The 25,994-nt window shown below is 73.0% G+C and carries 25 protein-coding genes; 13 read left to right on the plus strand and 12 right to left on the minus strand.

The window, feature by feature from the left end; genetic code table 11:
• Window positions 1-165: 165 nt before the first annotated feature.
• Together V7S47_RS13115 and V7S47_RS13120 are read right to left on the minus strand one after the other, a co-directional pair.
• Entirely contained in the window at window positions 166-579 is a 414-nt protein-coding gene (locus V7S47_RS13115; RefSeq protein WP_336561960.1) for an SRPBCC family protein, read from the minus strand.
• On the minus strand, window positions 579-1,463 hold the full coding sequence (locus V7S47_RS13120; RefSeq protein ID WP_336561961.1) for a phosphoribosylaminoimidazolesuccinocarboxamide synthase: 885 nt from the start codon (window positions 1,461-1,463) through the stop codon (window positions 579-581). The genes V7S47_RS13115 and V7S47_RS13120 overlap by 1 nt, the downstream gene beginning before the upstream one ends.
• A 48-nt stretch (window positions 1,464-1,511) precedes the next feature.
• On the opposite strand from V7S47_RS13120, the gene V7S47_RS13125 reads away from it, so the two are divergent.
• Window positions 1,512-2,129, plus strand: coding sequence for a hypothetical protein (locus V7S47_RS13125; protein ID WP_090859886.1), 618 nt, complete (start codon window positions 1,512-1,514; stop codon window positions 2,127-2,129).
• A 49-nt stretch (window positions 2,130-2,178) separates the two neighbouring features.
• Here the strand turns inward: V7S47_RS13125 and V7S47_RS13130 are convergent, their stop codons facing one another.
• The gene (locus tag V7S47_RS13130; protein ID WP_336561962.1) at window positions 2,179-2,766 is read right to left on the minus strand and encodes an antibiotic biosynthesis monooxygenase; all 588 of its coding nucleotides are present in this window, start codon (window positions 2,764-2,766) and stop codon (window positions 2,179-2,181) included.
• Window positions 2,767-3,108: 342 nt separating this feature from the next.
• On the opposite strand from V7S47_RS13130, the gene V7S47_RS13135 reads away from it, so the two are divergent.
• Entirely contained in the window at window positions 3,109-4,575 is a 1,467-nt protein-coding gene (locus V7S47_RS13135; protein WP_336561963.1) for an MFS transporter, read from the plus strand.
• On the opposite strand, the gene purB is transcribed toward V7S47_RS13135, so the two are convergent.
• Window positions 4,523-5,941 (minus strand): adenylosuccinate lyase, encoded by a 1,419-nt coding sequence (purB, locus tag V7S47_RS13140; RefSeq protein ID WP_336561964.1) that lies wholly within the window; start codon window positions 5,939-5,941, stop codon window positions 4,523-4,525. The two genes, V7S47_RS13135 and purB, sit on opposite strands and share 53 nt — an antisense overlap.
• Before the next feature lie 289 nt (window positions 5,942-6,230).
• Here purB and V7S47_RS13145 point away from each other — a divergent pair, with 289 nt between their 5' ends.
• Entirely contained in the window at window positions 6,231-8,687 is a 2,457-nt protein-coding gene (locus tag V7S47_RS13145; protein WP_336561965.1) for a MarR family transcriptional regulator, read from the plus strand.
• Window positions 8,688-8,751: 64 nt separating this feature from the next.
• On the opposite strand, the gene purD is transcribed toward V7S47_RS13145, so the two are convergent.
• Complete coding sequence (gene purD, locus V7S47_RS13150) at window positions 8,752-9,987, minus strand: phosphoribosylamine--glycine ligase (RefSeq protein ID WP_336561966.1); 1,236 nt, start codon at window positions 9,985-9,987, stop codon at window positions 8,752-8,754.
• A 109-nt stretch (window positions 9,988-10,096) separates the two neighbouring features.
• Between purD and V7S47_RS13155 the strand changes: the two genes are divergently transcribed.
• A complete protein-coding gene (locus tag V7S47_RS13155; protein ID WP_336561967.1) occupies window positions 10,097-10,699 on the plus strand; it encodes a TetR/AcrR family transcriptional regulator in 603 nt (200 codons plus the stop codon).
• Here V7S47_RS13155 and V7S47_RS13160 read toward each other — a convergent pair whose 3' ends face one another.
• Entirely contained in the window at window positions 10,700-11,983 is a 1,284-nt protein-coding gene (locus V7S47_RS13160; RefSeq protein ID WP_090859902.1) for an adenylosuccinate synthase, read from the minus strand.
• A gap of 116 nt (window positions 11,984-12,099) precedes the next feature.
• Between V7S47_RS13160 and V7S47_RS13165 the strand changes: the two genes are divergently transcribed.
• Window positions 12,100-13,014: a diacylglycerol/lipid kinase family protein gene (locus V7S47_RS13165; RefSeq protein ID WP_336561968.1), complete on the plus strand. Its 915-nt coding sequence runs from the start codon at window positions 12,100-12,102 to the stop codon at window positions 13,012-13,014.
• Window positions 13,015-13,196: 182 nt separating this feature from the next.
• Here the strand turns inward: V7S47_RS13165 and V7S47_RS13170 are convergent, their stop codons facing one another.
• On the minus strand, window positions 13,197-14,189 hold the full coding sequence (locus tag V7S47_RS13170) for a helix-turn-helix transcriptional regulator (RefSeq protein WP_336561969.1): 993 nt from the start codon (window positions 14,187-14,189) through the stop codon (window positions 13,197-13,199).
• 264 nt (window positions 14,190-14,453) lie between these two features.
• Between V7S47_RS13170 and lysS the strand changes: the two genes are divergently transcribed.
• A complete protein-coding gene (gene lysS, locus V7S47_RS13175) occupies window positions 14,454-16,181 on the plus strand; it encodes a lysine--tRNA ligase (protein ID WP_336561970.1) in 1,728 nt (575 codons plus the stop codon).
• Between the two features lie 80 nt (window positions 16,182-16,261).
• Here the strand turns inward: lysS and V7S47_RS13180 are convergent, their stop codons facing one another.
• Complete coding sequence (locus tag V7S47_RS13180; protein WP_336561971.1) at window positions 16,262-16,681, minus strand: DUF3151 domain-containing protein; 420 nt, start codon at window positions 16,679-16,681, stop codon at window positions 16,262-16,264.
• 36 nt (window positions 16,682-16,717) lie between these two features.
• Here V7S47_RS13180 and V7S47_RS13185 point away from each other — a divergent pair, with 36 nt between their 5' ends.
• Complete coding sequence (locus V7S47_RS13185) at window positions 16,718-18,217, plus strand: DHA2 family efflux MFS transporter permease subunit (protein WP_336561972.1); 1,500 nt, start codon at window positions 16,718-16,720, stop codon at window positions 18,215-18,217.
• 20 nt (window positions 18,218-18,237) lie between these two features.
• Here the strand turns inward: V7S47_RS13185 and fbaA are convergent, their stop codons facing one another.
• Window positions 18,238-19,269, minus strand: coding sequence for a class II fructose-bisphosphate aldolase (gene fbaA / locus V7S47_RS13190; protein WP_336561973.1), 1,032 nt, complete (start codon window positions 19,267-19,269; stop codon window positions 18,238-18,240).
• A 59-nt stretch (window positions 19,270-19,328) separates the two neighbouring features.
• On the opposite strand from fbaA, the gene V7S47_RS13195 reads away from it, so the two are divergent.
• The 5 genes from V7S47_RS13195 (at window position 19,329) to V7S47_RS13215 (ending at window position 23,127) form a co-directional block, all read left to right on the plus strand.
• Window positions 19,329-19,811 (plus strand): DUF2867 domain-containing protein, encoded by a 483-nt coding sequence (locus tag V7S47_RS13195; RefSeq protein ID WP_336561974.1) that lies wholly within the window; start codon window positions 19,329-19,331, stop codon window positions 19,809-19,811.
• Between the two features lie 61 nt (window positions 19,812-19,872).
• A complete protein-coding gene (locus V7S47_RS13200; protein ID WP_336561975.1) occupies window positions 19,873-20,853 on the plus strand; it encodes an endonuclease/exonuclease/phosphatase family protein in 981 nt (326 codons plus the stop codon).
• 86 nt (window positions 20,854-20,939) lie between these two features.
• Window positions 20,940-21,671: a hypothetical protein gene (locus tag V7S47_RS13205; protein ID WP_336561976.1), complete on the plus strand. Its 732-nt coding sequence runs from the start codon at window positions 20,940-20,942 to the stop codon at window positions 21,669-21,671.
• Entirely contained in the window at window positions 21,668-22,387 is a 720-nt protein-coding gene (locus tag V7S47_RS13210) for a hypothetical protein (RefSeq protein ID WP_336561977.1), read from the plus strand. The genes V7S47_RS13205 and V7S47_RS13210 overlap by 4 nt, the downstream gene beginning before the upstream one ends.
• The gene (locus V7S47_RS13215) at window positions 22,384-23,127 is read left to right on the plus strand and encodes a septum formation family protein (RefSeq protein WP_336561978.1); all 744 of its coding nucleotides are present in this window, start codon (window positions 22,384-22,386) and stop codon (window positions 23,125-23,127) included. Before V7S47_RS13210 ends, V7S47_RS13215 begins: the two co-directional genes overlap by 4 nt.
• A gap of 1 nt (window position 23,128) precedes the next feature.
• On the opposite strand, the gene V7S47_RS13220 is transcribed toward V7S47_RS13215, so the two are convergent.
• Complete coding sequence (locus V7S47_RS13220) at window positions 23,129-23,779, minus strand: TrmH family RNA methyltransferase (protein WP_336562210.1); 651 nt, start codon at window positions 23,777-23,779, stop codon at window positions 23,129-23,131.
• Between the two features lie 116 nt (window positions 23,780-23,895).
• Here V7S47_RS13220 and V7S47_RS13225 point away from each other — a divergent pair, with 116 nt between their 5' ends.
• On the plus strand, window positions 23,896-24,642 hold the full coding sequence (locus V7S47_RS13225) for a DedA family protein (RefSeq protein WP_336561979.1): 747 nt from the start codon (window positions 23,896-23,898) through the stop codon (window positions 24,640-24,642).
• A gap of 4 nt (window positions 24,643-24,646) precedes the next feature.
• On the opposite strand, the gene V7S47_RS13230 is transcribed toward V7S47_RS13225, so the two are convergent.
• Both V7S47_RS13230 and pyrE read right to left on the minus strand, forming a co-directional pair.
• Window positions 24,647-25,288, minus strand: a complete 642-nt coding sequence (locus V7S47_RS13230) for a DedA family protein (protein WP_336561980.1) — start codon at window positions 25,286-25,288, stop codon at window positions 24,647-24,649.
• Between the two features lie 29 nt (window positions 25,289-25,317).
• A complete protein-coding gene (pyrE, locus tag V7S47_RS13235) occupies window positions 25,318-25,863 on the minus strand; it encodes an orotate phosphoribosyltransferase (RefSeq protein WP_336561981.1) in 546 nt (181 codons plus the stop codon).
• Window positions 25,864-25,994: the final 131 nt, after the last annotated feature.

The following is a 25,994-nucleotide window of genomic DNA, read 5'->3' on the forward strand; positions in this document are numbered from 1 at the left end:
CTGTCGGCCCACCGGGTTTCGAGACGGGACTTCGTCCCTCCTCAACCACCGCCGCCACCGGTGGTTGAGCAGGTTGCGCTAGCAACCGTGTCGAAACCCCCGCAACCCGACCACGGCGCTCGGGTGCAGGGGTTTCGACACGGTCAGGACTTCGTCCTTCCCTGCTCAACCACCGTCGCCGGCGGCGAGGAGGCGGGCGGCGCGCTTCAGGTCGGACCGGACGGCGTACGGCGCGGCCGCCGACAGGGCGCGCGCGAGCGGGGCGGCGAGGCCGGTGGCCCGGAGGGTCATCGTGGGCTCGACCTCGCAGCCGCCGGGGGCGAGCGCGAAGTCGAGGGTCAGCTCGGCCGAGAAGCCGCGCCAGGTGCCGCGCTCGGTCCAGCGGTGCGGGCGGTCGAGGGCGGTGGTCTCCATCCGCGGGCGGAGGCCGGGCGTGGTGACGTCGACCCAGGTCTGGCCGACGGCCGGGCCGGGCGAGACGTCCTCGACCCGCGCCAGGCTGGACTGCCAGGCGGGCCGGTTGGCCGGCTCGACCAGGTAGTCGAACGCGGCCTCGGGAGACACCCGGAAGTGGACCATCAGAAGGTCTGGCCGGTGAGCAGCTCGTAGGCCTCGACGTAGCGGGCGCGGGTGCGCTCGACGACCTCGGCCGGCAGCGGCGGCGGCGCCTCCCCGGAGGTGCGGTCCCAGCCGGACGCGGGCGAGGTCAGCCAGCCGCGGACGACGTCCTTGTCGAACGACGGCTGCGGGGCGCCCGGCGTCCACTGGGCCGCCGGCCAGAAGCGCGAGGAGTCGGGGGTGAGGACCTCGTCGGCGAGCACGGTGGTGCCGTCGGCTCGGCGGCCGAACTCGAACTTGGTGTCGGCCAGGATGATCCCGCGCTCGCGGGCCAGCTCCTCGGCCCGCGTGTAGACGCGCAGGGTCAGGTCGCGCAGCCGCTCGGCGACGTCGGCGCCGACCTCGCCGACGACGGCCTCGAAGGAGACGTTCTCGTCGTGGTCGCCGACGGCCGCCTTGGTGGCCGGGGTGAAGATCGCGCCCGGCAGCCGGCTCCCGTCGACCAGGCCGCCCGGGAGCGCGAGCCCGCACACCTCGCCGGTCTCGTCGTACTCGCGGAGGCCGGAGCCGGTGAGGTAGCCGCGGGCGACGCACTCGACGGGGAACATCTCCAGCCGCTCGCAGACCACGGCCCGGCCGCGGACGGAGTCCGGGACGTCGGTGGAGACGATGTGGTTGTCGACGATCTCGCGGAGCTGGTCGAACCACCACAGCGACATCCGGGTGAGGATCTCGCCCTTGTCGGGGATGGTCGTGTCGAGGACGAAGTCGTACGCCGAGATCCGGTCGCTCGCGACCATCAGCAGCTCGCCCGACGGCAGCGTGTAGAGGTCGCGCACCTTGCCCGAGTGCAGGTGCTCGGCGCCCTCGATCGCAGGGGCGGCGGGGATGTTGAGGTCGGCCACGGCCCCAGCCTAGTGAGGGCCGCCGGACCGGGCGTGGGAGGCTGCGGCATGGCTGAGTCTGCGGAAGAGGTCTACGCCCGGGTCGTCGCCGCCGTCGGGGAGGGCGGGCACCTGCCGCTGCCGTCCATCGGCGAGTGGGACGTCTTCCCCTGGCAGGCGGAGGGGGGCGCCGTCGTACCGAAGGTGCTGCAGCCGCCCGCCGACGAGCCCCCGCGCTGGGGTGAGTCGCCCGAGAAGCCGTGCGGCTCGTGCGCCGGCTTCGACCCCGATCGGGTGGTGTGGGAGGACGAGCACTGGGTGCTCACCCACGAGGGCGCGCCCTCCGGGTTGCCGGTGCTGCTGATGCTGCACACCCGCGAGCACCTGGACATGCCCGACCTCAGCGACGAGCTCGCCTCCGAGCTGGGCCGGATCAGCGTGCGGCTGACCCGCATCATCGGCAGCCTGCCCAACATCGGCCGCGTGCACGTCGACCGCTGGGGCGACGGCGGCTCGCACTTCCACCTCTGGGTCATCGCCCGGACGGCGCGACTGGGGCAGGTGCTCGGGTCGTACGCCGTCGAGTGGGACGCCGTGCTGCCGCCCGGGCCGGAGGACGTGTGGCGCGCCGACCTGCACACGGTGGCCACCAAGCTGGCCAACTGGGGCGGGCACGCCCGGGCCTGAGGGCGGGCGGTCGGGCTGCGGGGGTCGACACGGTCGCTGCGCGACCTGCTCAACCACCGGTACGGCGCCAGGGGGCCGGCCGGCCCTGCAGCCACCACTCCATCCGCTTCGTGATCCACGGCAGCGCGGCGTAGGTCATCACCGGGGTCATCACCGCGATGGTGACGAAGACCCGCAGCGGGAGCGGCCAGTCCGGGATCAGGTGGCTGGTGGCGACGTTGACCAGCAGACTCAGCGGGAAGAAGACCAGGAAGATCACGCTCGCCTGCTTCCACCGAGGCGGGGGCGTCGGCGCCGGGCGCAGGTCCTCGACGTCGCGGGTGGTGGGCGGGTCGAACCAGCCCTCGATGCCCGTCCGACGCTCGACCCGAGACTCGACGACGCCGAGCCCGGCCGCCGACGAGCGCCACCACTGCCGCTCGTGGGACTGCTCCCACCCGAGCAGCGAGTCCTGGTCGGCGAACCGGTAGAGCATGTGCCACTCGGTCGAGCCCGCCTCGGGACGCACCCAGCCGGAGCCGAGGAAGCCGGGGAACTGCTGGGCCAGCGCCGTACCGGCCTGCAGCCAGCTGAGCATCTCGGGCTCGTGCCCGGGCTCGAGGTGGCGGGTGATGGAGACGGTGACGGGCTCGCTCATCCGCGCACCTCGAAGGTGCGCGCCCCGGTGTCCGGGCCGGGGCGGACGTCGACGGCAGTCATGCCCCCATCATCGCGCGGGCCCTGTCGGCCCGGTGGTTGAGGAGGGACGAAGTCCTGTCGCCCCGGTGGTTGAGGAGGGACGAAGTCCCGTCTCGAAACCCGGTGGGCCGATCGTCGGTCTCCCGGGCGCCGGTTGTCGGGTCACCGGGTTTCGACACGGTTGCTGCGCAACCTGCTCAACCAACGGGACACGGTTGCTGCGCAACCTGCTCAACCACCGGGGCGCGGTTCTGGGCGCCTGCTCCACCACCGAGGGGGGACGGGTGGGTACACAGGACCCGTGACCGAGCACCTCGTCGACGACCGCCCGCACGAGGAGCAGGACGAGGGGTACGAGCCGCACCCGCGGCGCTGGCGGATCCTCGGGGTGTCGCTGGTCGTCGGCTTCATGTCGCTGCTCGACGTCTCGATCGTCAACGTGGCCATCCCGTCGATGCAGGACGGGCTCGACACCTCGGCGGGGACGGTGCAGTGGGTGGTCTCGGGCTACGCGCTGGCCTTCGGGCTGACCCTGGTCGCGGGCGGCCGGCTCGGGGACGCCCACGGTCGACGGCGGATGATGCTGATCGGGCTGGCCGGGTTCACGGTGGCGAGCGCCGCGGTCGGGCTGGCGCCGAACGCTCCGCTGGTGATCCTGGCCCGGCTGGCCCAGGGCGCGTTCGCGGGCCTCCTCACCCCGCAGAACTCCGGGCTGATCCAGCAGCTCTTCCGCGGCCGCGAGCGGGCCAAGGCGTTCGGGCTGTTCGGGTTCACGGTCTCGACCGCCTCCGCGACCGGGCCGGTCCTGGGTGGGCTGATCATCGCGGTGGCCGGCGAGGAGGACGGCTGGCGCTGGCTGTTCCTGGTCAACGTCCCGATCGGGCTGGTGGCCGCGGTCGCGGTCATGCGGATGGTGCCGAAGCGCCGCCCGGACTCCGAGCCGGCCGACAACCGGATCGACGTACCCGGGGCGGTGCTGCTGGGGCTGACCGTACTCTGCCTGCTCTACCCGGTCGTCTCGATCGAGGGCGGCCACCGGCTGCCGCTGGTGCTGCTCGCCGGGGTGCCGCTCTTCGGCTGGGCGTTCGTCCGCTGGGAGCGCCGTACGACGCACCGGGGTCACCCGCCGCTCCTCGACCTCCGACTGCTGCGCACGCTGCCCGGCTACGTGAACGGGCTGGCCATCGGCGCGCTCTACTTCACCGGCTTCACCGGCCTGCTGCTGGTGCTCTCGATCCATCTGCAGGAGTCGCTCGGCCTCTCGCCGCTCCAGGCCGGGCTGGCCATCATGCCGTTCGCGGTCGGCTCGGCGATCGGCGCGCCGCTGGCCGGCCGGTACGTCTCCGACGCCGGGCGGATCCTGACCGTCGCGGCCCTCGCGGTGATGGTCGTCGGCGTGGTCCTGGTGGCCCTGCTCGCACCCGGCCGCGACCCGATCTGGCCCTGGCTGCTGCCGACCCTGCTGCTCACCGGCCTCGGCGGCGGCGCGGTCGTCTCGCCCAACATCACCCTGACGCTCGCCGAGGTGCCACCGCGGATGGGCGGCGCCGCCGGCGGCGCCCTGCAGACCGGCCAGCGGATCGGCGCCTCGATCGGCGCCGCCCTGCTGGTGACCGTCTACCAGGTCAGCGCCGACAGCGTCTCGACCGACGCAGCACTCCGGGCCGCGCTGCTCACCGGCGCCGGGCTGGTGCTCGTCGCCCTGGCGATGGCGTTCAGAGGATGGCGCCAGGCGCGTACGACGCCGCCTGCGGGTAGCGGGCGCTGACCTCGGCGACCCGTCGTACGACGGTCTGGACCTGGTCGACCGCCGCACCGGTGAAGGTGATCGGGTCGGCGACCAGGCCGGCCAGCTGCTCGGCGGTCAGCCCCAGGCGCTCGTCGGCGGCCAGCCGGGCGAACACGTCGTTCTCGGCCTGGCCCTTCCGCATGTCGAGCGCGGTGCCGACCGCGGCCTCCTTGATCGCCTCGTGGGCCGACTCGCGGCCGACCCCGTTGCGGACCGCGGCCATCAGCACCTTGGTGGTCGCGAGGAAGGGCAGGTAGCGGTCCAGCTCGCGCTGGATGACCGCCGGGAAGGCGCCGAACTCGTCGAGCACCGTGAGGAAGGTCTGGAACAGGCCGTCGGTCGCGAAGAACGCGTCGGGCAGCGCGACCCGTCGTACGACGGAGTCGGAGACGTCGCCCTCGTTCCACTGGTCGCCGGCGAGCTCGCCGACCATGGAGACGTAGCCGCGGACCACGACCGCGAGGCCGTTGACCCGCTCGCAGGAGCGGCTGTTCATCTTGTGCGGCATCGCCGAGGAGCCGACCTGGCCCTCCTTGAAGCCCTCGGTGACGACCTCGTTGCCGGCCATCAGCCGGACGGTCGTCGCGAGGTTGGACGGACCGGCGACCAGCTGGGCGAGCGCGGTGACCACGTCGTAGTCGAGCGAGCGCGGGTAGACCTGGCCGACGCTCGTCAGCACCCGCTCGAAGCCGAGGTGGGCGGCGACCCGCTGCTCCAGCTCGGCCAGCTTGGCGCCGTCCCCGTCGAGCAGGTCGAGCATGTCCTGGGCGGTGCCCATCGGGCCCTTGATGCCGCGCAGCGGGTAGCGCCCGAGGAGGTCCTCGACCCGCTCGAGCGCGATCAGCATCTCGTCGGCGACGGTCGCGAACCGCTTGCCGAGCGTGGTCGCCTGGGCCGCGACGTTGTGGCTGCGGCCGGCCATCACCGTCGTCTCGTGCTCGGCGGCCAGCCGCGCGAGCCGCGCGAGGGTGGCCACGGCCCGGTCGCGGACGAGCTCCAGGGACTGCTTGAGCTGGAGCTGCTCGACGTTCTCGGTGAGGTCGCGCGAGGTCATGCCCTTGTGGATGTGCTCGTGACCGGCGAGGTCGGCGAACTCCTCGATCCGCGCCTTCACGTCGTGGCGGGTGATCCGCTCACGGGCGGCGATCGACGCCAGGTCGACCTGGTCGACGACCTTCTCGTAGGCCTCGACGACCCCGTCGGGGACGTCGATCCCGAGGTCGCGCTGGGCCTTCAGGACCGCGATCCAGAGCTGGCGCTCCAGGACGATCTTGTGCTCGGGCGACCAGATGGCCGCGAGGTCGGCCCCGGCGTAGCGGGTGGCGAGGACGTTGGGGACGGTCACGGTGCGTCATCCTCCCACGTGCTGATCCCCGGTCGGCAATGCATCGAAGCCCGCCAGCGACCACGGCCGTCCCGGCCCGCGCGCGAGGCGGCGGCCGCTCATCGCCTCCACCCAGCGGTGGCGGGACGCAGGGTCAGGGCGTTCGCCGGACGGCTCAGGTCGTGGACCCGCCCGAGTAGTAGGGCGAAGGCGCCAGGTGGCCCCTCTCCCTTACTCGGGCGGTTCGCAGTACCTCACAGGCTGGATGGATATCGCGTTGTTTAGATACCAATTTTGCTAGGTTGTTGCCATGGCTACCGGCGTCCTCCGCCCGTTCACGCCAGCAGGCGAGGACGCGCGCGACCTGCGGCGGCGCACGGTCGGCCGCGACGACCTGCTCGACCACCTCGCGAGCACCCTCCGGACGGCGGCCACGGGACGGCGCCGGGACCACAGCCTGCTGGTCGGCCCCCGCGGCTCCGGCAAGAGCCACCTGCTCGCGGTCGCGGTCGGAGCGCTGCTCGACGACCCCGACCTCGCCGGGAGGTACGCCGTCGTGCGCGTCCCGGAGGACGGGCTGGGCGTGACCCGGCTCGCCGACGTGCTCGACGCCGTGCTGACCACGCTGGGGGCGGCGACGACCGACGATCGCGCTGCCGCGGTGCGCGACGCGGTCGGCGACCGGGTGCTGCTGCTGACGGTCGAGAACCTCGACCGAGTGCTGGGCAACCTCGGTCCGGCGGGCCGCCGCGACCTGCGGGCCTGGCTCCGGTCGTCCGGGGCCCTCGTCCTGGCGACCACCCCGACCGTGCCGGATGCGCTCCGGGAGGAGGACTGGTCGGGCACGTTCACCGACCTGGCCCTGACCGCCCTCGCCACCGACGACGCGGCCGAGCTGGTCACGCTGCTGGCCCGTGACCGCGGCGACCACGCGACCGCCGAGCTCCTCGCCGGCGCGACCGGCCGCGCCCGGCTCGCGGCGCTGGGTCACCTGACCGGAGGCTCGCCGCGATCCTGGACGATCCTGGCCGGGTTGCTCGACGAGCGGTCCCTCGACGAGCTGACCCCGGCCGTCGTCCGGCTCGTGGAACAGCTGGTCCCCCACCACCAGCAGCTGCTGTGGGAGCTGCCCCCGAACGAGCAGCGGGTGGTCCGCGCCCTCGCCGACGGCGGCTCGACGACGCTCACGGTCGGGGACCTCAGCGACCGGGCCGACCTCGGCCAAGCGGTCACCTCGACCACGCTGAAGCGACTGGCCGCGGGCGGGTGGGTCACGAGCGCGAAGCTGCGGACCGGCGACCGGCGCCGGACCTGGTACCGGCTGCGCGACCCGCTGCTGCGCCACCACGTCCAGGACCGCTCGCGGCAGACGCAGCCGCTCGCGCAGGCCGCCGCTCTCCTTCGCGTCCTGCTGGACCCCGCGGAGCGCGAGCGGCACCGGCCGGCCGAGCCGCCGGGCACGGACCTGCTCCGCGAGCTCGCGGCGACCCTCGACCGGGTCTCCGAGCGCCTCGCCCCCAACCCGGCACTCCGTCGGGACGTCGACGGCCTCCAGCTGCTCGCCCACCAGTGGCAGGCCCGGGAGGACCTGACCTACCTCGGGACCGACCTCGTCGAGCTGGTCGACCGGGCGCGGGACCGGTCGACGGGCGACCTCGCGGAGGCTGTCGGCGCCCTGCTCCGCACGGCCGACGGGAGCGGGCTGACCGCCCCGGAGGCCGTCCTGCTCGACCTGACCGCCGTCACCTGGGACGCGCACCGCGACCCGGCCGCGACCCGGGCCGCCCTGGCCGGGCTCGCCCCGGCCGCCGGTGAGACGGGGCTGCTCCGCCCCCTCGACACCACCATCGCCGCGCTGGCCGCCGAGCACACCGGCCAGGGCGCGTTCGACCACGCGCGGGAGCTGCACGCGCTGCTCGTCGACCTCCGGGGCGAGCACGCCGGCCGGCTGCACCCCGCCAGCCTGGCCGCCCGGGGCGACCTGGCCTGGGCGACCGCGATGGCCGGGGACCTCGCCGGCAGCCTGGCGCTCCACGAGGAGGTCGTCGCCGACGCGGTCGACGCCCTCGGCGCCATCGACCCGACCACTCTCCGCCTCCGGCAGGCCCAGGCCGTGGTCCGGGGCTGGGCGGGCTCGCCCGAGCAGGCGGCCGAGGACACCGCCGCCCTGGTCGCCGATCTGGAGGAGGTCGGCGCACCCGGCCGGGCCGACCTGCTGCGGGCCCGGAGCTGGCTGGCCCTCGACCTCGGCCGCCGGGGCCAGTACGACGAGCAGGTCCGTGAGCTAGAGCGGCTGCTCCCCGAGGCGGTCACGACGTACGGCGCGAGCGCGCACACCGTCCTCTTCCTCCGGTCCGACCTCGCGGCCGCGCGCGCCCGGGCCGGCGACCACGAGGGCGCAGCGGCCGACCTCGACGCGGTCGTCGCCGACGCCACGGGGGCCGACGAGCCGACCGGCACCCTGGCCCTCCACCACCGGGCCCGCCGGGCGGCCGTCGCCGTCGGCGCGGCCGACCGGGCCGGTGCCCTGCGGTTCCTCGTCGCACTGGCCGACGACGCTCCGCCGCCGCGCCCCCTGCACGACTGGTGCGTCCTGAGCGTCCTCGCCGTCACCGACGGGCCCGCGGACGCGGCCGTGACCGAGGCGCTCCGAACGGAGACCGGCCTGCTGGCCCGCGTCGCCGCGGCGCGCGCCGGCGACGAGGAGGCGCTGGTGGCCCTGCCACCCGAGCTGGCCGCGGCGCTGGACCACCCACCCGGTGGTTGAGGAGGTCGCGCAGCGACCGTCTCGAGACCTCGTGACCCGACGATGGACGACCAACCGCCGAGGGCTAGACCGACCCGGCGATGTCCGTGCGGTGCTGGGCGCCGGGGAAGTCGATCCGGGCGACCCCGGCGTAGGCCGCGTCGCGGGCGGCGGCGACATCGGCACCCGTGCCGACCACGGCCAGGACCCGGCCGCCGGCGGTGACCAGCTGGCCGTCGACCACGGCGGTCCCGGCCTGGATGACGTGCACGCCGGCGAGCGCCTCGGCGGAGTCGACCCCGATGATGGCGTCGCCCTTGCTGGCGCTCTCGGGGTAGCCCTTGCTGGCCATCACCACGCCGACGGCGGAGCCGGCCCTCCAGACCGGCGGCGGAACCTCGGCGAGGGTCCCGGTCGCAGCGCCGAGGAGCAGCGGGCTGAGCGGGCTGTCGAGCAGCGCGAGCAGCGGCTGGGTCTCGGGATCGCCGAAGCGGGCGTTGAACTCGACGACGCGGACGCCACGGGAGGTGAGCGCGAGGCCGGCGTACAGGAGGCCGGCGAACGGGGCACCGCGGCGGGCCATCTCGTCGACGGTGGGCTGCAGGACGGTCGCCAGGACCTCCTGGACCAGGCCGGGCGGCGCCCACGGCAGCGGCGTGTAGGCGCCCATGCCGCCGGTGTTCGGGCCGGCGTCACCGTCGAAGATCCGCTTGAAGTCCTGCGCCGGCTGCAGCGGGTAGACCGTGCGGCCGTCGGTGATGGCGAACAGCGAGACCTCGGGGCCGTCGAGGTACTCCTCGATGAGCACCCGCTCGCACTGGGCCGCGTGGTCGAGCGCCTCCTGGCGGTCGGTGGTGACCACGACCCCCTTGCCGGCGGCGAGGCCGTCGTCCTTCACGACGTACGGCGCGCCGTACTCGTCGAGGGCGGCGGCCACCTGCTCGGCGGTGGTGCAGGAGCGGGCCGCGGCGGTCGGGACGCCGGCGGCGGCCATCACGTCCTTGGCGAACGCCTTGGAGCCCTCCAGCCGGGCGGCCGAGGCCGAGGGGCCGAAGACGGGGATGCCCCGGGTGGTGACCGCGTCGGCGACCCCGGCGACGAGCGGCGCCTCCGGGCCGACGACGACCAGGTCGACACCGAGGTCGAGGGCGAGGGCGGCCACCGCCTCACCGTCCATCGGGTCGACGTCGTGGAGGGTGGCGACAGCGGCGATGCCCGGGTTGCCGGGTGCGGCGTGCACCTCGGTGACGCCCGGGTCCCGCGCCAGGGCACGGGCAAGGGCGTGTTCGCGGCCACCGGTGCCGATCACGAGCGTCTTCACGACGCGACAGCCTAACGGCGTCGCCGCCGCGGGCCGACCGCCCCACTCGTCGGCGGCACCGAAGTTCCGCGCCAGAACCCCTGAGGGGGTGCGACCTACGCTGGCCGGCGTGCCCCCCACCCACCCCGGCAGCACCGCGACCCGGCGCCCCTCCGAGCCGCGCGCGCGACTGCTCCGCACGGCGGCGTCGCTCTTCTACCGCGAGGGCATCAACGGCGTCGGGGTCGACCGCGTGCTCGCCGAGGCCGGGGTCACCCGGGCCACGATGTATCGCCACTTCCCCGGCAAGGAGGCGCTGGTGACGGCGTACCTCGAGCTGGAGGACGCCACCGTCAAGCAGTTCGTCGCCGACGCCGAGGCCGCCGGTGGCTCACCCTCCGAGCTGCTCGCCGCCGTCATCGAGGGCATCGCCCAGGACGCGACCCGGCTGCACACCCGCGGCTGCCCGTTCATCAACGCCAGCGCCGAGTTCCCGGACCCCGCGAGCCCGGTGCGCGCCGTCGTACGAGGCCACCGCGACTGGTTCCGGCAGGCCCTGACCGAGCTGACCACCGCCGCCGGCGTGGGCGACCCCGCGCAGGTCACCGCCGCGCTGGTGCTGCTGCGCGACGCGATGCTGGTCGGCGGCTACCTCGACGGCGACAGCGTCGCCGACACCTTCCGGGCCACGGCCCGCCAGGTCGCGGGCCTCACCCCCGCCCCCGGTGGTTGATCAGATCAGCTCGTGCCGCACGATCGTAGCGGCCCGCGACGGACCGACGCCGATCACCGAGATCCGCGCGCCCGACATCTTCTCGACGGCCAGCACGTAGTCCTGGGCGTTCTGCGGGAGGTCCTCGAAGGTGCGCGCCTCGCTGATGTCCTCCCACCAGCCGGGGAAGTACTCGTAGACCGGCACGGCGTGGTGGAAGTCGGTCTGGTTGACCGGCATCTCGTCGTGGCGGACCCCGTTGACGTCGTACGCGACGCAGACCGGGACCTGGTCGAGACCGGTGAGCACGTCGAGCTTGGTGAGCACGAAGTCGGTGACGCCGTTGACGCGGGCGGCGTAGCGGGCGATGACGGCGTCGTACCAACCGCAGCGGCGGGGACGTCCGGTGGTGGTGCCGTACTCGGCGCCGACCTTGCGGAGGTGCTCGCCGTGATCGTCGAAGAGCTCGGTCGGGAACGGGCCCTCGCCGACGCGGGTCGTGTAGGCCTTCACGATGGCGATGACCTGGTCGATGCGCATCGGCGGGATGCCGGAGCCGGTGCAGGCACCGCCGGCGGTGGCCGACGACGAGGTCACGAACGGGTAGGTGCCGTGGTCGACGTCGAGCAGGGTGGCCTGGCCGGCCTCCAGCAGCACGACCTCGTCACGGTCGAGGGCCTGGTTGAGCAGCAGGCCGGTGTCGCAGACCATCGGGGCCAGCCGGTCGGCGTACTCGAGGAGCTCCTCGACGACGGCGTCGACCGTGGCGGCCCGGCGGTTGTAGATCTTGGAGAGCACCTGGTTCTTGTGCTCGAGGACCGCCTCGACCTTCTGGCGCAGGATCTTCTCGTCGAAGATGTCCTGGATCCGGATGCCGACCCGGTTCATCTTGTCGGCGTACGTCGGACCGATGCCGCGGCCGGTGGTGCCCAGGCGGCGGCTGCCGAGGAAGCGCTCGGTGACCTTGTCGAGGGCCCGGTTGTAGCTGGCGATGACGTGGGCGTTCGCGCTGACCTTCAGCCGGCTGGTGTCGAGCCCGCGGGCCTCCAGGGCGTCGATCTCCTGGAAGAGGACCTCCAGGTCGACCACCACGCCGTTGCCGATCACCGGGGTGACGTTGGGGCTGAGGATGCCACTGGGCAGCAGGTGCAGGGCGTACTTCTCGTCGCCGATCACGACCGTGTGGCCCGCGTTGTTGCCGCCGTTGAACTTCACGACGTGGTCGACGCGGCTGCCGAGCAGGTCGGTCGCCTTGCCCTTCCCCTCGTCGCCCCACTGGGCACCGATGATGGCGATGGCGGGCATCTGCTCTCCTCGTCACAAATAAAAAAGGCCCCGGCACAAGTGCACCGGAGCTCTTGCGACCTCACGCTACCAAAGAACGCCCTCCGGCCCTCATGGCCGCGGGATAGGTTCGCCGCGTGGACCCCCTCCTCGTCATCACCAACAGCGACGCCGGGACCTCGGACGAGGAGAGCCTCGGACGAGCCCTGGCCGTGCTGCGCGAGCACGCCTCGGTCGAGGTGGTCGGCACCGCCAACCCCGGCGAGCTCGACGGCGCGCTGACCCGGGCCGGCTCGCGGCGCATCGTCGTGGCGGGCGGGGACGGCAGCATCCACGCGGTCGTCAAGGCGCTCTACCGGCGCCACGACCTGGCCGGCAGCGTCCTGGGCCTGCTCCCGCTCGGCACCGGCAACGACTTCGCCCGCGGCAACGGCATCCCGCTCGACGTCGAGGACGCCGCCCACGTCGTCCTGGAGGGCCGGGTCGCGCCGATGGACCTGATCGTGGACGAGCTCGGCGAGATCGTGGTCAACAGCGTGCACGCCGGCGCCGGGGCGCAGGCCAGTCGCCGTGGAGCGCGCTGGAAGACGCGGCTGCACGCGGTCGGGGTCGGCAAGGCCAACCTCGGCAAGCTGGGCTACCCGATCGGAGCCGCGCTCGCGGCGGTCCAGCCGCCGTTCATCCGGGTCCGCATCGAGGTCGACGGCGAGGTCGTCTGCGACTTCGACCAGCCCGTCCTGATGGTCGCCGTCGGCAACGGCTCCTCCGTCGGCGGGGGCACGGTGCTCACGCCCGGCGCCGATCCGGGTGACGGCCGGGTCGACGTGATGATCTCCCGCTCGGTCGGTCCCCTGGCCCGCCTCGGGTACGTCGCCCAGCTGGTCCGCGGCCGGCACGCGACGCGTGACGACGTGATCGCACTGCGCGGCTCCACGGTGTCGGTGCGCGGCGAGGAGTTCTGGTGCAGCGCGGACGGCGAGATCTACGGCCCCGAGCGCGCCCGCACCTGGCGGGTCGAGCCGGCGGCGTACTCGCTCATCGTCCCGACCTGACCTCCGCTTCTCCGCTGGTTGAGGTGCGAGGGCCGCCAGGCCCGAGCCTCGAAACCCGTCTTGCCGAGAGTCGGCCTCAGCCGATGCCGACTCTCGGCTCACCGGGTTTCGAGGCTCACCCGCTAGCGCGGCTTCGCACCTCAACCAGTGGCTTCCTTCGCATCTCCACCAGCGGCAGCGCGTCAGAGCCAGCCGCGCCGGGTCGCCTCGACGCCCGCCTGGAACCGGCTGTCGGCACCGAGCTCGGCCAGGATGTCGGCGACGCGGCGCCGTACGGTCCGGAGGCTGACGCCGAGGCGGCGGGCGATCTGCTCGTCCTGGGCGCCGGTGGCGAGCTGCTGCAGCAGGAAGTGCCGCAGGTCGGGGCGGGTCTCGGGGCCGTCGAGCCCCGTGACGGGCACGGCACGGTCCCACAGCGCCTCGAACCAGAGGGTGAGCGCCTCGACCAGCCCGCGCTGGCGGGTCAGGGTCCGCGGCTCGTCGCCGAAGCCGAGCGGCTCCGGCATGATCGCGTGCGTCGTCCCGATGATGAACAGCCGCGTCGGCAGGTCGGGCAGCACCCGCACCTGCTCGCCCGCCTCGGCCCGCAGCACCAGGGTCTCGCGGGCCTCGGTCAGCGCCCGGACGGGATAGATGGCCCGCGACTGGCGCCCCTCCGCGACGCAGGCGGCGACCACGGCCGCCATCGCCTCCTCCCGCGGACGCTGGAACTGCTCGGGGCGCAGCCACAGCAGGTCGCCCTTGCTGGCCCCGATCAGCGCGGACAGCAGCTCCACCGGCTGGCCGCCGGAGCTCACCTCCCCGTCCAGGGGTACGACGTCGAGCACCTCGCCCGGGGCCGGTTTGGCCGCCGGGGCGGTCAGGAACGGGATCGCCGCCGCGACCGCGTCGAGCTGAGCGTGCGCGCGGGCGGCCGAGGCCGCGGTCTCGGTGAGCATCTGGCCCACCGCCTCCACCGGGCCGGCGACGAACAGCCGTGAGTCCTCGATCCGGGCGATGCCGTGCTCGAGGAGGGGCGCGAGCTCGCCCATCAGGTCCTCGAGCTCGACGTGCAGGGTCGCGGCCACCGAGACCAGCTCGCGGCCGCTCTGGCCGAGGACGCGGTGGTAGAGACGGTCGACGGGCTTCGCGAACCCCAGGGCGGTGAGCAGGGACTCTGCCGACTGACGGGCCATGGTGGCAACTTAGGGCCAGCGGCCGTTCATAGCCAGGTGGCACGGACCGGTCAATGTCATGATCGGCAGACGTCGGCCGGTCCGCTGCCCGTCTCGGGGGAGGCGGCGCGCCGGACGACCGGGCGCACCCGGTGGGATGCACTCGGACGACCGACGTCCCGCAAGGGCGCCGGAACCGCCACAGGGGACGGTTCCGGCGTCCTTCCCCGCGGCGACTACGCTGGCCGGTCGGACCGACATCCACCGAGCAGGAGCGTTCGCGGCATGGCACGAGGCAGCAACCAGGGCGAGCCCACCGACTGGGTGACCCGCGCCGCCGACGACACCGTGCGGCACGCCGGCGAGAGCGGCGGCGACGCCGATCGGGTCATCACCTGCGCGTCCGGCGCGAGCCCGTCCGGGCCGATCCACCTCGGCAACCTGCGCGAGTTCCTGACGCCGCACCTGGTGGCCGAGGAGATCGGGCGCCGCGGCATCGCCGTACGCCACCTGCACAGCTGGGACGACTACGACCGGTTCCGCAAGGTGCCCGCCGGCGTCGACCCGTCCTGGAGCGAGCACATCGGGCGGCCGCTGTCCGCCGTACCGGATCCGTGGGCGTGCCACGAGTCCTGGGCCGAGCACTTCAAGGCCCCCCTGCGCGAGGCGCTCGCCGAGCTCGGCGTGGAGATGCTGGAGATCTCGCAGACCGAGCAGTACCGCGCCGGCGCCTACACCGAGCAGGTCCTGCACGCGATCCGGCACCGCGACGTCATCGAGGACGTGCTGGCCAAGCACCGCACCAAGAAGGCCGACCCGGAGCCCGAGAACGCCCAGGAGGCCGAGGCGCTCGCCGACTCGGTCGCCGACGCCGACGCCGACGAGGCGACCGGCAGCGGCTCCCTGGCCCGCTTCCCCTACAAGCCCTACTGCCGCGAGTGCGGCCGCGACACCGTCGAGGTCACGGCCTGGGACGACGAGACGACCGACCTGTCCTACACCTGCTCGTCGTGCGGGTTCGCCGGCGTCACCAACGTCGCGACCCAGCACGAGGGCAAGCTGGTGTGGAAGGTCGACTGGCCGATGCGCTGGGCCTACGAGGGCGTCGACTTCGAGCCCGGCGGGCTCGACCACTCCACGCCAGGGTCGTCGTACACGGTCGGCAAGGAGCTGGTGAAGCGGGTCTTCGACTTCCGGGCGCCGTCGTACGTCGCCTATGCGTTCGTGGGCTTCGCCGGCATGCAGAAGATGTCCTCGTCCTCGGGCGGCGTGCCGACCGCTTCTGACGCGCTGCAGATCCTGGAGGCGCCGATCCTGCGCTGGCTCTACGCGCGCCGGCAGCCCAAGCAGGCCTTCGACATCGACTTCGGCGCCGAGGTCGTGCGCCTGTACGACGAGTGGGACGCGCTCGGCCGCAAGGCCGCGAACCCCGACAAGCGCGACGCGACCGTGCTCGCCTTCGAGCGGGCGTCGTCGACGGCCGCGGCGGGCGTGCTGCCGACACCGCGCGTCGTCGTCCCGTTCCGGCTGCTGTCGTCGGTGGCCGACGTGACCGCCGGCAACCTCGACCAGGTCAGCCGGATCGTCGGGGAGGTCGGCCACCCGCACGACTCGATCCGCGACCTCGAGCCGCGGCTGGTCAAGGCGGCGACCTGGGCCACCGAGTTCGTGCCCGAGTCCGAGCGCACGACCGTCCGGACCTCGCCGGACCTCGAGCGGCTGGCTGCGCTCGACGAGGACGAGGAGCGCTGGCTGGCCCAGCTGCTCGACCGGCTTCCCGACGCGCCCTCCCCCGACGAGCTGACCGCGCTGATCTACGGCGTGCCCAAGCTGGCCCGCGGGCTCGGTCTCGACGACGCCCCGACGGACCAGGTCAAGGCCGACCAGAAGGCCTTCTTCAAGCTGCTCTACAACCTCCTGGTCGACGCCGACCGCGGCCCGCGGCTGCCCACGCTGTTCCTCGCGCTGGGCTCGGAGCGGGTCCGGTCGCTGCTGCGGGCGCCGCAGCTGTAACGCGACGTTCGCCGCACTCGGTACGCGCTGCAGCGCGTATCTAGTGCGGCGAACGTCGCGTTACATGGCGGGCTGGGCGCTCAGGCGCCGCCGAGCAGCTCGTCGTACGCGGTGGGGCTCGAGTCGCGGAGGAACTCCGAGCAGCGCTCCCACTCGGCGGTCTCCCCGATCGCCTTGGCGGAGAGGGCGAGCAGGGCCAGGGCGCTGAGGAAGCCGCGGTTGGGCTCGTGCTCCCACGGGACCGGGCCGTGGCCCTTCCAGCCGTTGCGGCGCAGCAGGTCGAGGCTGCGGTGGTAGCCGACCCGCGCGTAGGCGTAGACGGTCACCGGGTCGAGGCCCTCGTCGGCGGCCTTGGCGGCGAGGGTCGCCCAGGCGAGCGGCGACTCGGGGTGACGTCGTACGACGTCCACGGGCTCGACGGAGCCGGTCAGCTCCGCGCTCGCGGGGTCGACGGGCAGGTGGGTGGGCGGAGGTCCGGCCATCAGATCGACGTGGCTCATGGCCCCAGTGTCCACGGTGTGGTGTTCAGTAGGACCGTGACCCACCCCGCTCCCGCCACGACGCCCGCCACGGAGGAGAAGGACCCCTGGCCGGCACTGTTCGCGCTGTGCCTCGGCTTCTTCATGATCCTCGTCGACTCGACCATCGTCTCCGTCGCGACGCCGGCGATCATCGCCGACCTCGACGCCGACGTGAACTCGGTGGTGTGGGTGACCAGCGCCTACCTCCTGGCGTACGCCGTGCCGGTGCTGATCACCGGGCGGCTCGGCGACCGGTTCGGGCCCAAGCGGCTCTACCTGGTCGGGCTGACCGTCTTCACGCTCGCGTCGCTGTGGTGCGGGCTCACCCAGTCGATCGAGGGGCTGATCGTGGCCCGGGTGGTGCAGGGCCTGGGAGCCTCGATGATCACGCCGCAGACGATGGCGATCATCACCCGCATCTTCCCGGCCCAGCGCCGCGGCAAGGCGATGTCGCTGTGGGGCGCGACCGCGGGCGTCGCCACGCTGGTCGGCCCGATCCTGGGCGGGGTGCTGGTCGACGGCCTCGGCTGGGAGTGGATCTTCTTCATCAACGTCCCGGTCGGGATCATCGGCTTCGCGCTGGCCTGGAGGCTGGTCCCGACGCTGCCGACCAACCGGCACCGCTTCGACTGGCTGGGCGTCGCGCTCAGCGGCGTCGGCATGTTCCTGCTGGTCTTCGGCATCCAGGAGGGCCACTCGCTCGACTGGAGCAGCACGGTGATCGCGATGATCGTCGGCGGCGTCGTGGTGCTCGGCGCGTTCGTCACCTGGCAGGCCCGCAACACCCGAGAGCCACTGGTGCCGCTCGGCCTCTTCCGCGACCGCAACTTCTCGTTGGCCAACGTCGCCATCTCGGTGATGGGCTTCGCGATCACCAGCATGGCCATCCCGCTGATGCTCTGGGCCCAGGTGGTCCGCGGGCTGAGCCCGACCCGCGCGGCGCTGCTGCTGGTCCCGATGGCCGTGATGACCATCGCGCTGGCCAAGCCGGTCGGCGGGCTCACCGACCGGGTCCACCCGCGGTCGATCACGGGCGTCGGGTTCACGCTGCTCGTCGGCTCCACGGCGTGGATCGCCGCGGTGATGGCGTCCGGCGCGGCGACGCTGTGGCTGGTGCCGCCGATGGTGGTCTTCGGCGTCGGCAACGCCTGCGTCTGGGCGCCCAACTCCGCCACGGCCACCCGCAACCTCCCGCTCCAGCAGGCCGGTGCGGGCTCGGGGGTCTACAACGCCACCCGCCAGGTCGGGGCCGTGCTCGGCTCCGCGGCGATCGCCGTCCTGATCGACGCGCGGCTGGCCGCGGAGGGGCTGCCGTCGTTCTCCGGCGCGGCCGAGAGCGCGACCGGCGGACTGCCTCAGGCCGCGCTCGACGGGTTCGCCGACGCGATGGCGGCCTCGACGCTGCTGCCCGCCGCGGTGCTGGTCATCGGCCTGGTCGCGGTGCTCTTCTTCGAGCGCCCCGGCCACGCCGGCTTCGGGGCCGCGGCCCCCGCACCGGCCGCCGCGGCCGAGTAGTCCGCCGAGTCAGGCGGTGCTCAGCGCAGGCTCTTGCCGGCCGAGCGCAGGTTCTCGCAGGCCTCGACGACCCGGGCCGACATGCCGTTCTCGCCGGCCTTGCCCCACGCGCGCGGGTCGTAGGCCTTCTTGTTGCCGACCTCGCCGTCGACCTTCAGCACGCCGTCGTAGTTGCTGAGCATGTGGCCGGCGATCGGGCGGGTGAAGGCGTACTGGGTGTCGGTGTCGACGTTCATCTTCACGACGCCGTAGTCGACGGCCGCGGCGATCTCATCGGGCGAGGAGCCCGAGCCGCCGTGGAAGACGAGGTGGAACGGCTTGCTGCCCGGCTCCAGGCCGAACTCGCCGACGACCGCCTCCTGGGCCTCCTTCAGCACCTCCGGGCGCAGCTTGACGCCGCCCGGCTTGTAGACGCCGTGCACGTTGCCGAAGGTCAGCGCGGTCATGTAGTAACCGCGGTCGCCGTACCCGAGGGCCTTGGCCGTCGCGATCGCGTCCTCGGTCGTGGAGTAGAGCTTGTCGTTGATGGCGTGCTCGACGCCGTCCTCCTCGCCACCGACGACGCCCACCTCGATCTCGAGGATGATCTTGGCGGCGATGCTCTTCTCGAGGAGCTCGGCGGCGATGACCAGGTTCTCGTCGAGCGGCACGGCCGAGCCGTCCCACATGTGCGACTGGAACAGCGGCGCCTCACCGCGCTGGACGCGCTCGATCGAGATGTCGAGCAGCGGCCGGACGAAGTCGTCGAGCTTGTCCTTCGGGCAGTGGTCGGTGTGCAGCGCGATGTTCACCGGGTACGCCTTCGCGACCTCGGCCGCGAACGCGGCGAACGCCGCGGAGCCGGTGACCATGCTCTTGACGCCCTGGCCGGAGAAGTACTCGGCCCCACCCGTGGAGACCTGGATGATGCCGTCGGAGCCGGCGTCGGCGAAGCCCTTGATGGCGGCGTTGAGGGTCTGCGACGAGGAGACGTTGATCGCCGGGAACGCGTAGGCGTTGCCCTTCGCGGCGTCCAGCATCTCGGCGTACTTCTCGGGGGTGGCGATGGGCATCAGCAGGCTCCTCGGGCGACGACGGCGATCGCTGCTCACCCTAGTCCTAGGCTCGGAGCATGCGTCGTCGTCCTGGGCTGTCGGGCACGTCACGGTCCTCCGAGCTGGAGGTGTCCGCGAACGACGTGTGGCGCGTCGTCGCCAACGGCCACGACCGCCCCCAGTGGTACGTCGACGCCGCCCCCTTCGTGGCCCGCGGAGCCCTCGACCGGGTCCTCGGCGGGGCCGGCCGGCCCTGGCGCCCCCCGGGGACACCGGTGCTGTCGACCGGGGATCGGGCCGGCTTCTGGCTGGTCGAGGAGGCCGACCACGCCGCGCGGCGGCTGGTGCTGCGCGCGGAGGTCCGCGCGCCGGGCGAGGTCCGGCTCGAGAGCCTGGTCGCCGGACTCGCCGACGGGCGCAGCCTGCTGGTGCAGCGGGTCTCCTTCGCCCCGACCGGGCTGCTGGGCCGCGCCTACCTCGTGGCGGACCTGCCGGCCCGCGAGGTGCTGCTCGAGCTGGTGCACCGCCGGCTGCTCGACGACGTACGACGGGGGACGTGAGCCGGACCGCCGACGGGGTACCGGCCGTCCTTCCCCTGGCCGACCCACCCGAGGACACCCCGTGGACCGACCCCCGGCGTACCGCCTGCTGATCCTGACCACCGCCCTCCTGGGGGCACTGCTCGCCCCGACGCCGAGCGCCACCGCGGCCGCCGACCGGCGCGACGAGTACGAGCGGACGACCATCGAACCGACCCGGGCCGTCCGGCGCGGCACCGGCGCCCAGCAGTCCGACGGCGACGCCCGGCACGGCACGCTCGGGGTCGTCTCGTTCAACGTCTACCGCAAGCTCAGCGACCGCGAGCTGCGTGCCGACCTGCGGCGGCTGACCGCGAACCGGCACGTCGACGTCATCGGCTTCCAGGAGTCGGACGGTCTGCGCGGGGTGCTGCGCGGCCTGCCACGGGGCTGGCGGTTCTGGATGTCCGACCGCCGGACCAACAGCCGTGAGGTCGCGATCGCCTGGCGGACCCGGCACCTCGACCTCCGACGGGCCAGGGTCGCGCACATGCACCCCGGCATCGACGGGGTCACCCGGCGACCGGGCCGCTGGGACTACCGCTTCCCGGCGCGCTACACGACCCGCGCCCTGTTCCGGGAGAAGCGCTCGGGCGCCGAGCTGCGGGTGCTCAACACCCACGTGAACCACCGCACCGAGGCCTACTACTCCGGTCGGCCCGGGGTCCCCTACCGCAACCACAACACCCGTCAGGCCCGGAAGCACCTGCGCACCCTGCGCGCGATGGTCCAGGACTCCGCCGCGCGCTACACCGTGGTCACCGGCGACCTGAACTTCGACCACGTCGCCGACCGGATCAAGAAGCCCCGTGGCTTCGTCCACGACGTGCTGACCCCGGTGGCGGTCTCCTCGTTCTCCTCGCTCGGCATCCGCGGCGTACCCCCGACCAATCCCGAGAGCGGTCGCTACATCGACTACGTGATGCTCAAGCGTGGCGGCCCGGCCACCTTCGTGCGGCAGAAGGCGCTCGGCGGCTACCGGTCCGACCACCGGCCGCTGCTCGCCGTGGTCGCGCTGGACTGAGCGAGTTCCCGCATTCCGCTCCGGAGCGGGTCCTGGGAGACATACGGTGTCGCCCGCCTATCCCACGACACCCCCCGGAGCATCCCGTGCGTACCACCACGCCCACCCTGGCCCGCCTCCTCGGCCTGCCGATGGCCGCCGGCCTCGTGCTGGCCGGCCTCGCCGTCGCTGCCCCGTCCTCCGCGCAGACGGCCGACCCGCTGACCGGCGCGCCCGCCGTCGGCTCGTGCCACGACGCGACCATCAAGCAGGCCGAGGCCGAGACGCTCACGACGCCCGTCGTCGCGTGCACCGCCGACCACACCCTGCTCACCACGGCCGTCGTCGCGCTGCCCGCGAACGCCGACCTGTCGTCCGACGACCTCGACATCGACTGCACCGCGGCGAGCCGTCGGGCGATCGGTCTGAACCCGCTGCTGCGCTCGCTCACCCTCTACTCCTCGTTCGCCTTCCTGCCCACCGCCGCCCAGCAGGGGGCCGGCGCCCGCTGGTACAGCTGCCACCTGGGCGTCTGGGACACCAAGGGCCTCAACGACCTGCCGGCGAAGCTGCCGAAGCTGACGAAGAAGCCGGCCAAGTCGGTGGCCAAGTGCGCCACCAAGCGTGACTACGTCACCTGCGCCGAGAAGCACACCTACCGCGCCACCTCGGCGGTCTACGTCAAGGCCAAGGGCAGCGACAAGGCGGTCGAGAAGCGCTTGGGCGCGGAGGGCCCGCGGATCTGCGCGAAGCGCGCGGGCCGCACCGGCTTCTACGCCTACTACCGCCACACCCCCAGCAAGGTCGTCCTCACCTGCTTCAAGAAGACGAAGAAGTGAGGCCGCTCCGCGCGGTCGCCGCGCTCCTCGGCCTCACCCTCGCCGGCTCGCTCGCGGCCGGCGTCGCCCCGGCGTCCGCCGCGGACCCGCTGTACGGCGCTCCCGCGGTCGACTCCTGCCACGACATCACGATGAAGCAGTCCGAGGCGGCGACGATCACCGAGGCGGCCGTCGCCTGCTCGGCCGACCACACCCTGGCGACCACCGCGGTCGCCGTCCTCCCGGACTCCGTCGACCTGACCGACTTCGACGCGGTCGTCGCGGCCGCGCCGTGCACCGCCGCCCGTCGGAAGGCCGTCGGCAAGAGCCCCCTGCACTACGCACTGACGCTCTACTCGACGTTCCTCTTCGTCCCCACCGCCGCCCAGCAGGACGCGGGCGCGCGCTGGGTGTCGTGCCACCTCGGCGTCGCCGACACCCAGGGTCTCAACGACCTGCCCACGACCCTGCCGAAGCTGAAGCGGAAGCCGGCGGCCTCGGTCGCCAAGTGCGCCACCGACCGCACCTATGTGACCTGCGCCGAGAAGCACGCCTACCGCGCCACCACCGCGGCCTACGTCAAGGCCAGGGGCAGCGACAAGGCGGTCGACAAGAAGCTCGGCGTCCGGGGTCCGCGGATCTGCTCCCGCAAGGTCGGCAGCACCGGTCGTTGGGACTACCACCGCTACAGCTCCAGCAAGGTGATCCTCATCTGCCTGAAGAAGACGAAGAAGTGAGGCCGTTCCGCGCGGTCACCGCGCTCCTCGGCCTCGCCCTCGTCGGCTCGCTCGTCACCGGCACGGCCCCGGCCACGGCCGCCGAGCCGGACCCGCTGTACGGCGCTCCTGCGGTCGGCGACTGCTACGACCTGACCAAGGAGCAGGCCTGGGGGTCGTCGACGCGCGAGAAGCCTGTCGACTGCAGCACGCGACACACGCTTCTCGTGGGCGCGGTGGGCACGCTGCCGGCCTCGGTCCGGTACGACGAGTCCGCCAAGTTCCGCCGAGCCGTGAAGCGGATCTGCGACCCGTTCTGGCTCACCTACTACGACCTCGACGACCACCGCTCCTACCGCACGGTCCTCCAGGGGATCTGGCTGGGGCCGACCAAGACGCAGCGGAAGAACGGTGCTCGGTGGGTCAGCTGCTCGATCTCACTCGCCCTCAGCACCAGTCTCCAGCCGCTGCCCGAGGGCGGGCCGGCCAAGGCCACGGCGCGCCCCGACGACTCGATCGCCCGGTGCGCGACCAAGCGCTACCTCACGACCGTCTGCACCAAGAGGCACGCCTGGCGGGTGACCCACTCCTTCTCCGCGAAGGCCCGCGGGAAGGGTGACGTCCTGGAGGCGCGCCTGGAGCGGGCTGCGGTGCGCGTCTGCTCGCGTCGCATCGACGGGAACCGGTGGCTGTGGGGCTCCCGGTCGACGACGAAGCGGAACACGTACGCCTTGGTCTGCCTCGCGAGGACCCGGAAGTAGCTCACCCCCGCCACGCCGACCCCTCACCGAGGTCGGCGTGGCGCCGGATCCACGCGTGCATGGCGATCGCGCCGGCGGCGGAGGCGTTGATCGAGCGGGTCGAGCCGAACTGGGCGATCGAGAAGGTCGCGTCGCAGGCCTCCCGAGCCGTCTCCGACAGCCCCGGCCCCTCCTGCCCGAAGAGGAAGCAGACCCGCTCCGGCACCTCGGTGGTCTCCAGGTGCAGCGAGCCCGGCAGGTTGTCCACGCCCCACAGGGCGACCCCGGCGCCGTCGTGGCACGAGGCCAGGTACGACGCCAGGTCCGCGACCGTCGGGTGGTGCCGGACGTGCTGGTAGCGGTCGGTCACCATCGCCCCGCGCCGGTTCCACCGGCGGTTGCCGACGATGTGCACCTCCGCGGCGAGGAACGCGTTCGCGGACCGCACGATGGTCCCGATGTTGAAGTCGTGCTGCCAGTTCTCGATGGCCACGTGGAAACCGTGCCGGCGGGTGTCCAGGTCGGCCACGATCGCCTCGAGCCGCCAGTAGCGGTAGCGGTCGACGACGTTGCGCCGATCCCCCTCGGCGAGCAGCTGCTCGTCGTACTGCTCGCCGGTGGGCCACTCCCCCGGCCAGGGCCCGACGCCGACCTCGGCCGGGCCGTGCGGCATCGGGTCGTACGGCGCCCGCTGATTCGCGGAACCCGCGTCGTATTCCCGTTCGTGACCCATGTCCCAGAGACTAAAGACGGCTCTCCTCACGGTGCACGCACAGGTACCGTAGGACCGTGATCTCCGGCCTGGTCCTGACTCCGCTGCTGCTCGGGATCAAGTGGCTCGACCCCGAGTGGCTGCAGCACGAGTACGGCAGCTACTTCATCTGGATCAGCCTGGCCATCGTGTTCGTCGAGTGCGGGCTGTTCTTCCCGTTCCTGCCGGGCGACACGCTGCTCTTCGCCCTCGGCCTGTTCATCGCCGGCGGCCAGATCTACCTCTTCGGCATCCACCACGAGGGCGTGGAACTGGTGCTCGCGGTGCTGATGCTGGTGCTCGCCGCCTTCCTCGGCAACGTGGCCGGCTACGAGATCGGCCGCCGGATCGGGCCACCGCTCTACGAGCGCGACGGCCGGTTCCTGAAGAAGAAGTACCTCGACCAGACCTCGGCCTTCTTCGAGAAGCACGGGTCGATGGCGCTCGTCGGCGGCCGGTTCGTGCCGTTCGTGCGGACCTACATCACCGTCGTCGCGGGCATCACGCTCATGGACCGGCGCCGGTTCTTCGCCTGGAGCGCCATCGGCGCGCTGCTGTGGGTCGTCAGCATCACGCTGCTCGGCTACTTCCTCGGCGCCGCGTTCCCGTGGCTCGGCGAGAACATCGACTACGTCACGATCGCGATCCTCGCGTTCACGATCGTCCCGTTCGCGATCGAGTGGGTGCGGCACCGCCGTACCTCCGGGCACCGGGGCGACGACAACGACGGTGACGGCCGCCCCGACCTCGACATCGCGGGCTTCGACAACACCCAGGCGAGCTGACGCCCTACGCCGTACGGCGCTGCCGCAGGCGTTTGACCAGCCACCGGCCGACGAACAGCACCACCGCGGCGATCACCACCCACTGCAGCCACCCGACGACGGGCTCGACCCGGTGCCACTCGTGGCCGAGCAGGTAGCCGGCCAGCACGAACGTCGTGTTCCAGATCGCGCTGCCGACCGTGGTCAGCAGCAGGAACTGCCCGACCGGCATCCGGTCGACCCCCGCCGGGATCGAGATCAGGCTGCGGAAGAGCGGGAGCATCCGCCCGAAGAACACCGCCTTGCGTCCGTGCCGGCCGAACCAGGCCTCGGTGCGCTCGAAGTCGTGCTGCTCGACCAGCGGCAGGCGCAGCCAGATCGCCAGCACCCGGTCGCGGCCGAGGGAGCGACCCAGCAGGTAGAGCACCAGCGCGCCCACGACCGACCCGGCCGTCGTCCACAGGATCGCGCCGGTCAGCGAGAAGCTGCCGCGGCTGGCCGCGAACCCCGCGAGCGGCAGGATGATCTCGCTCGGCAGCGGCGGGAAGAGGTTCTCCAGCGCGATGAGCAGCCCGGCGCCCGGACCGCCCAGCCCCTCCATCACGTCGACGGCCCAGCCAGCCACCCCGGTCAGGTCGTCGGGATCCTCGGCGGCCGCGGCGTACATGCCCCAGACCGTAGGGGCAGGCACCAACCTCAGCCGGTCGCGTCCGCGCGGGCGGCGTCGAGCTCGGCCTTGGTGAGGACCGCGCGGATCTCGAGGCCGACGTCGGCGAGCGGGTTCTCGTCGCCCGGGCTGCGGTCGATCGCGCAGACCACGACCTCCACGACGGCCCCGGCCTCGCGCAGCGCCCGCGTGGCGTCGCGTACGGCGCCCCCGGTGGTGATCACGTCCTCGATCAGGGTGACCCGCTTGCCGGCGACGTCGGGGCCCTCGGCGAGCTTGCAGGTGCCGTACTCCTTGGCCTGCTTGCGCACGAAGAGCGCCGGGTGACCCGTCAGGTAGCTGACCATCGTCGCGATCGGCACGCCGCCCAGCTCCAGCCCCCCGAGCAGCTCGGTGTCGGCCGGCAGCAGCTGCACCATCTCCCGCGCGACCCGCGACAGCAGCGCGGGGTCGGCCTCGAAGAGGTACTTGTCGAAGTACTCGGACGCCACCTGCCCCGAGCGGAGCGTGAAGGTGCCGGTCAGCCGGCAGCAGGCGTCGATGTCGGCGGCGAGGTCGGTGTCCACGGTCGTCACGCCCCCATCATCGCGCACGCCCGCGAGGGGTGAGCAGCGAAGCCCCGCAGCCCGACGACGGCGCCCGGGTGCGGGGGTTTCGACACGGTCGCCGGCGCGACCTGCTCGACCACCGGCAGCCGCCGCCACCA

This window comes from Nocardioides sp. CCNWLW216 (assembly GCF_037120545.1).
In the GTDB taxonomy this organism is placed as follows: domain Bacteria; phylum Actinomycetota; class Actinomycetes; order Propionibacteriales; family Nocardioidaceae; genus Nocardioides; species Nocardioides lianchengensis.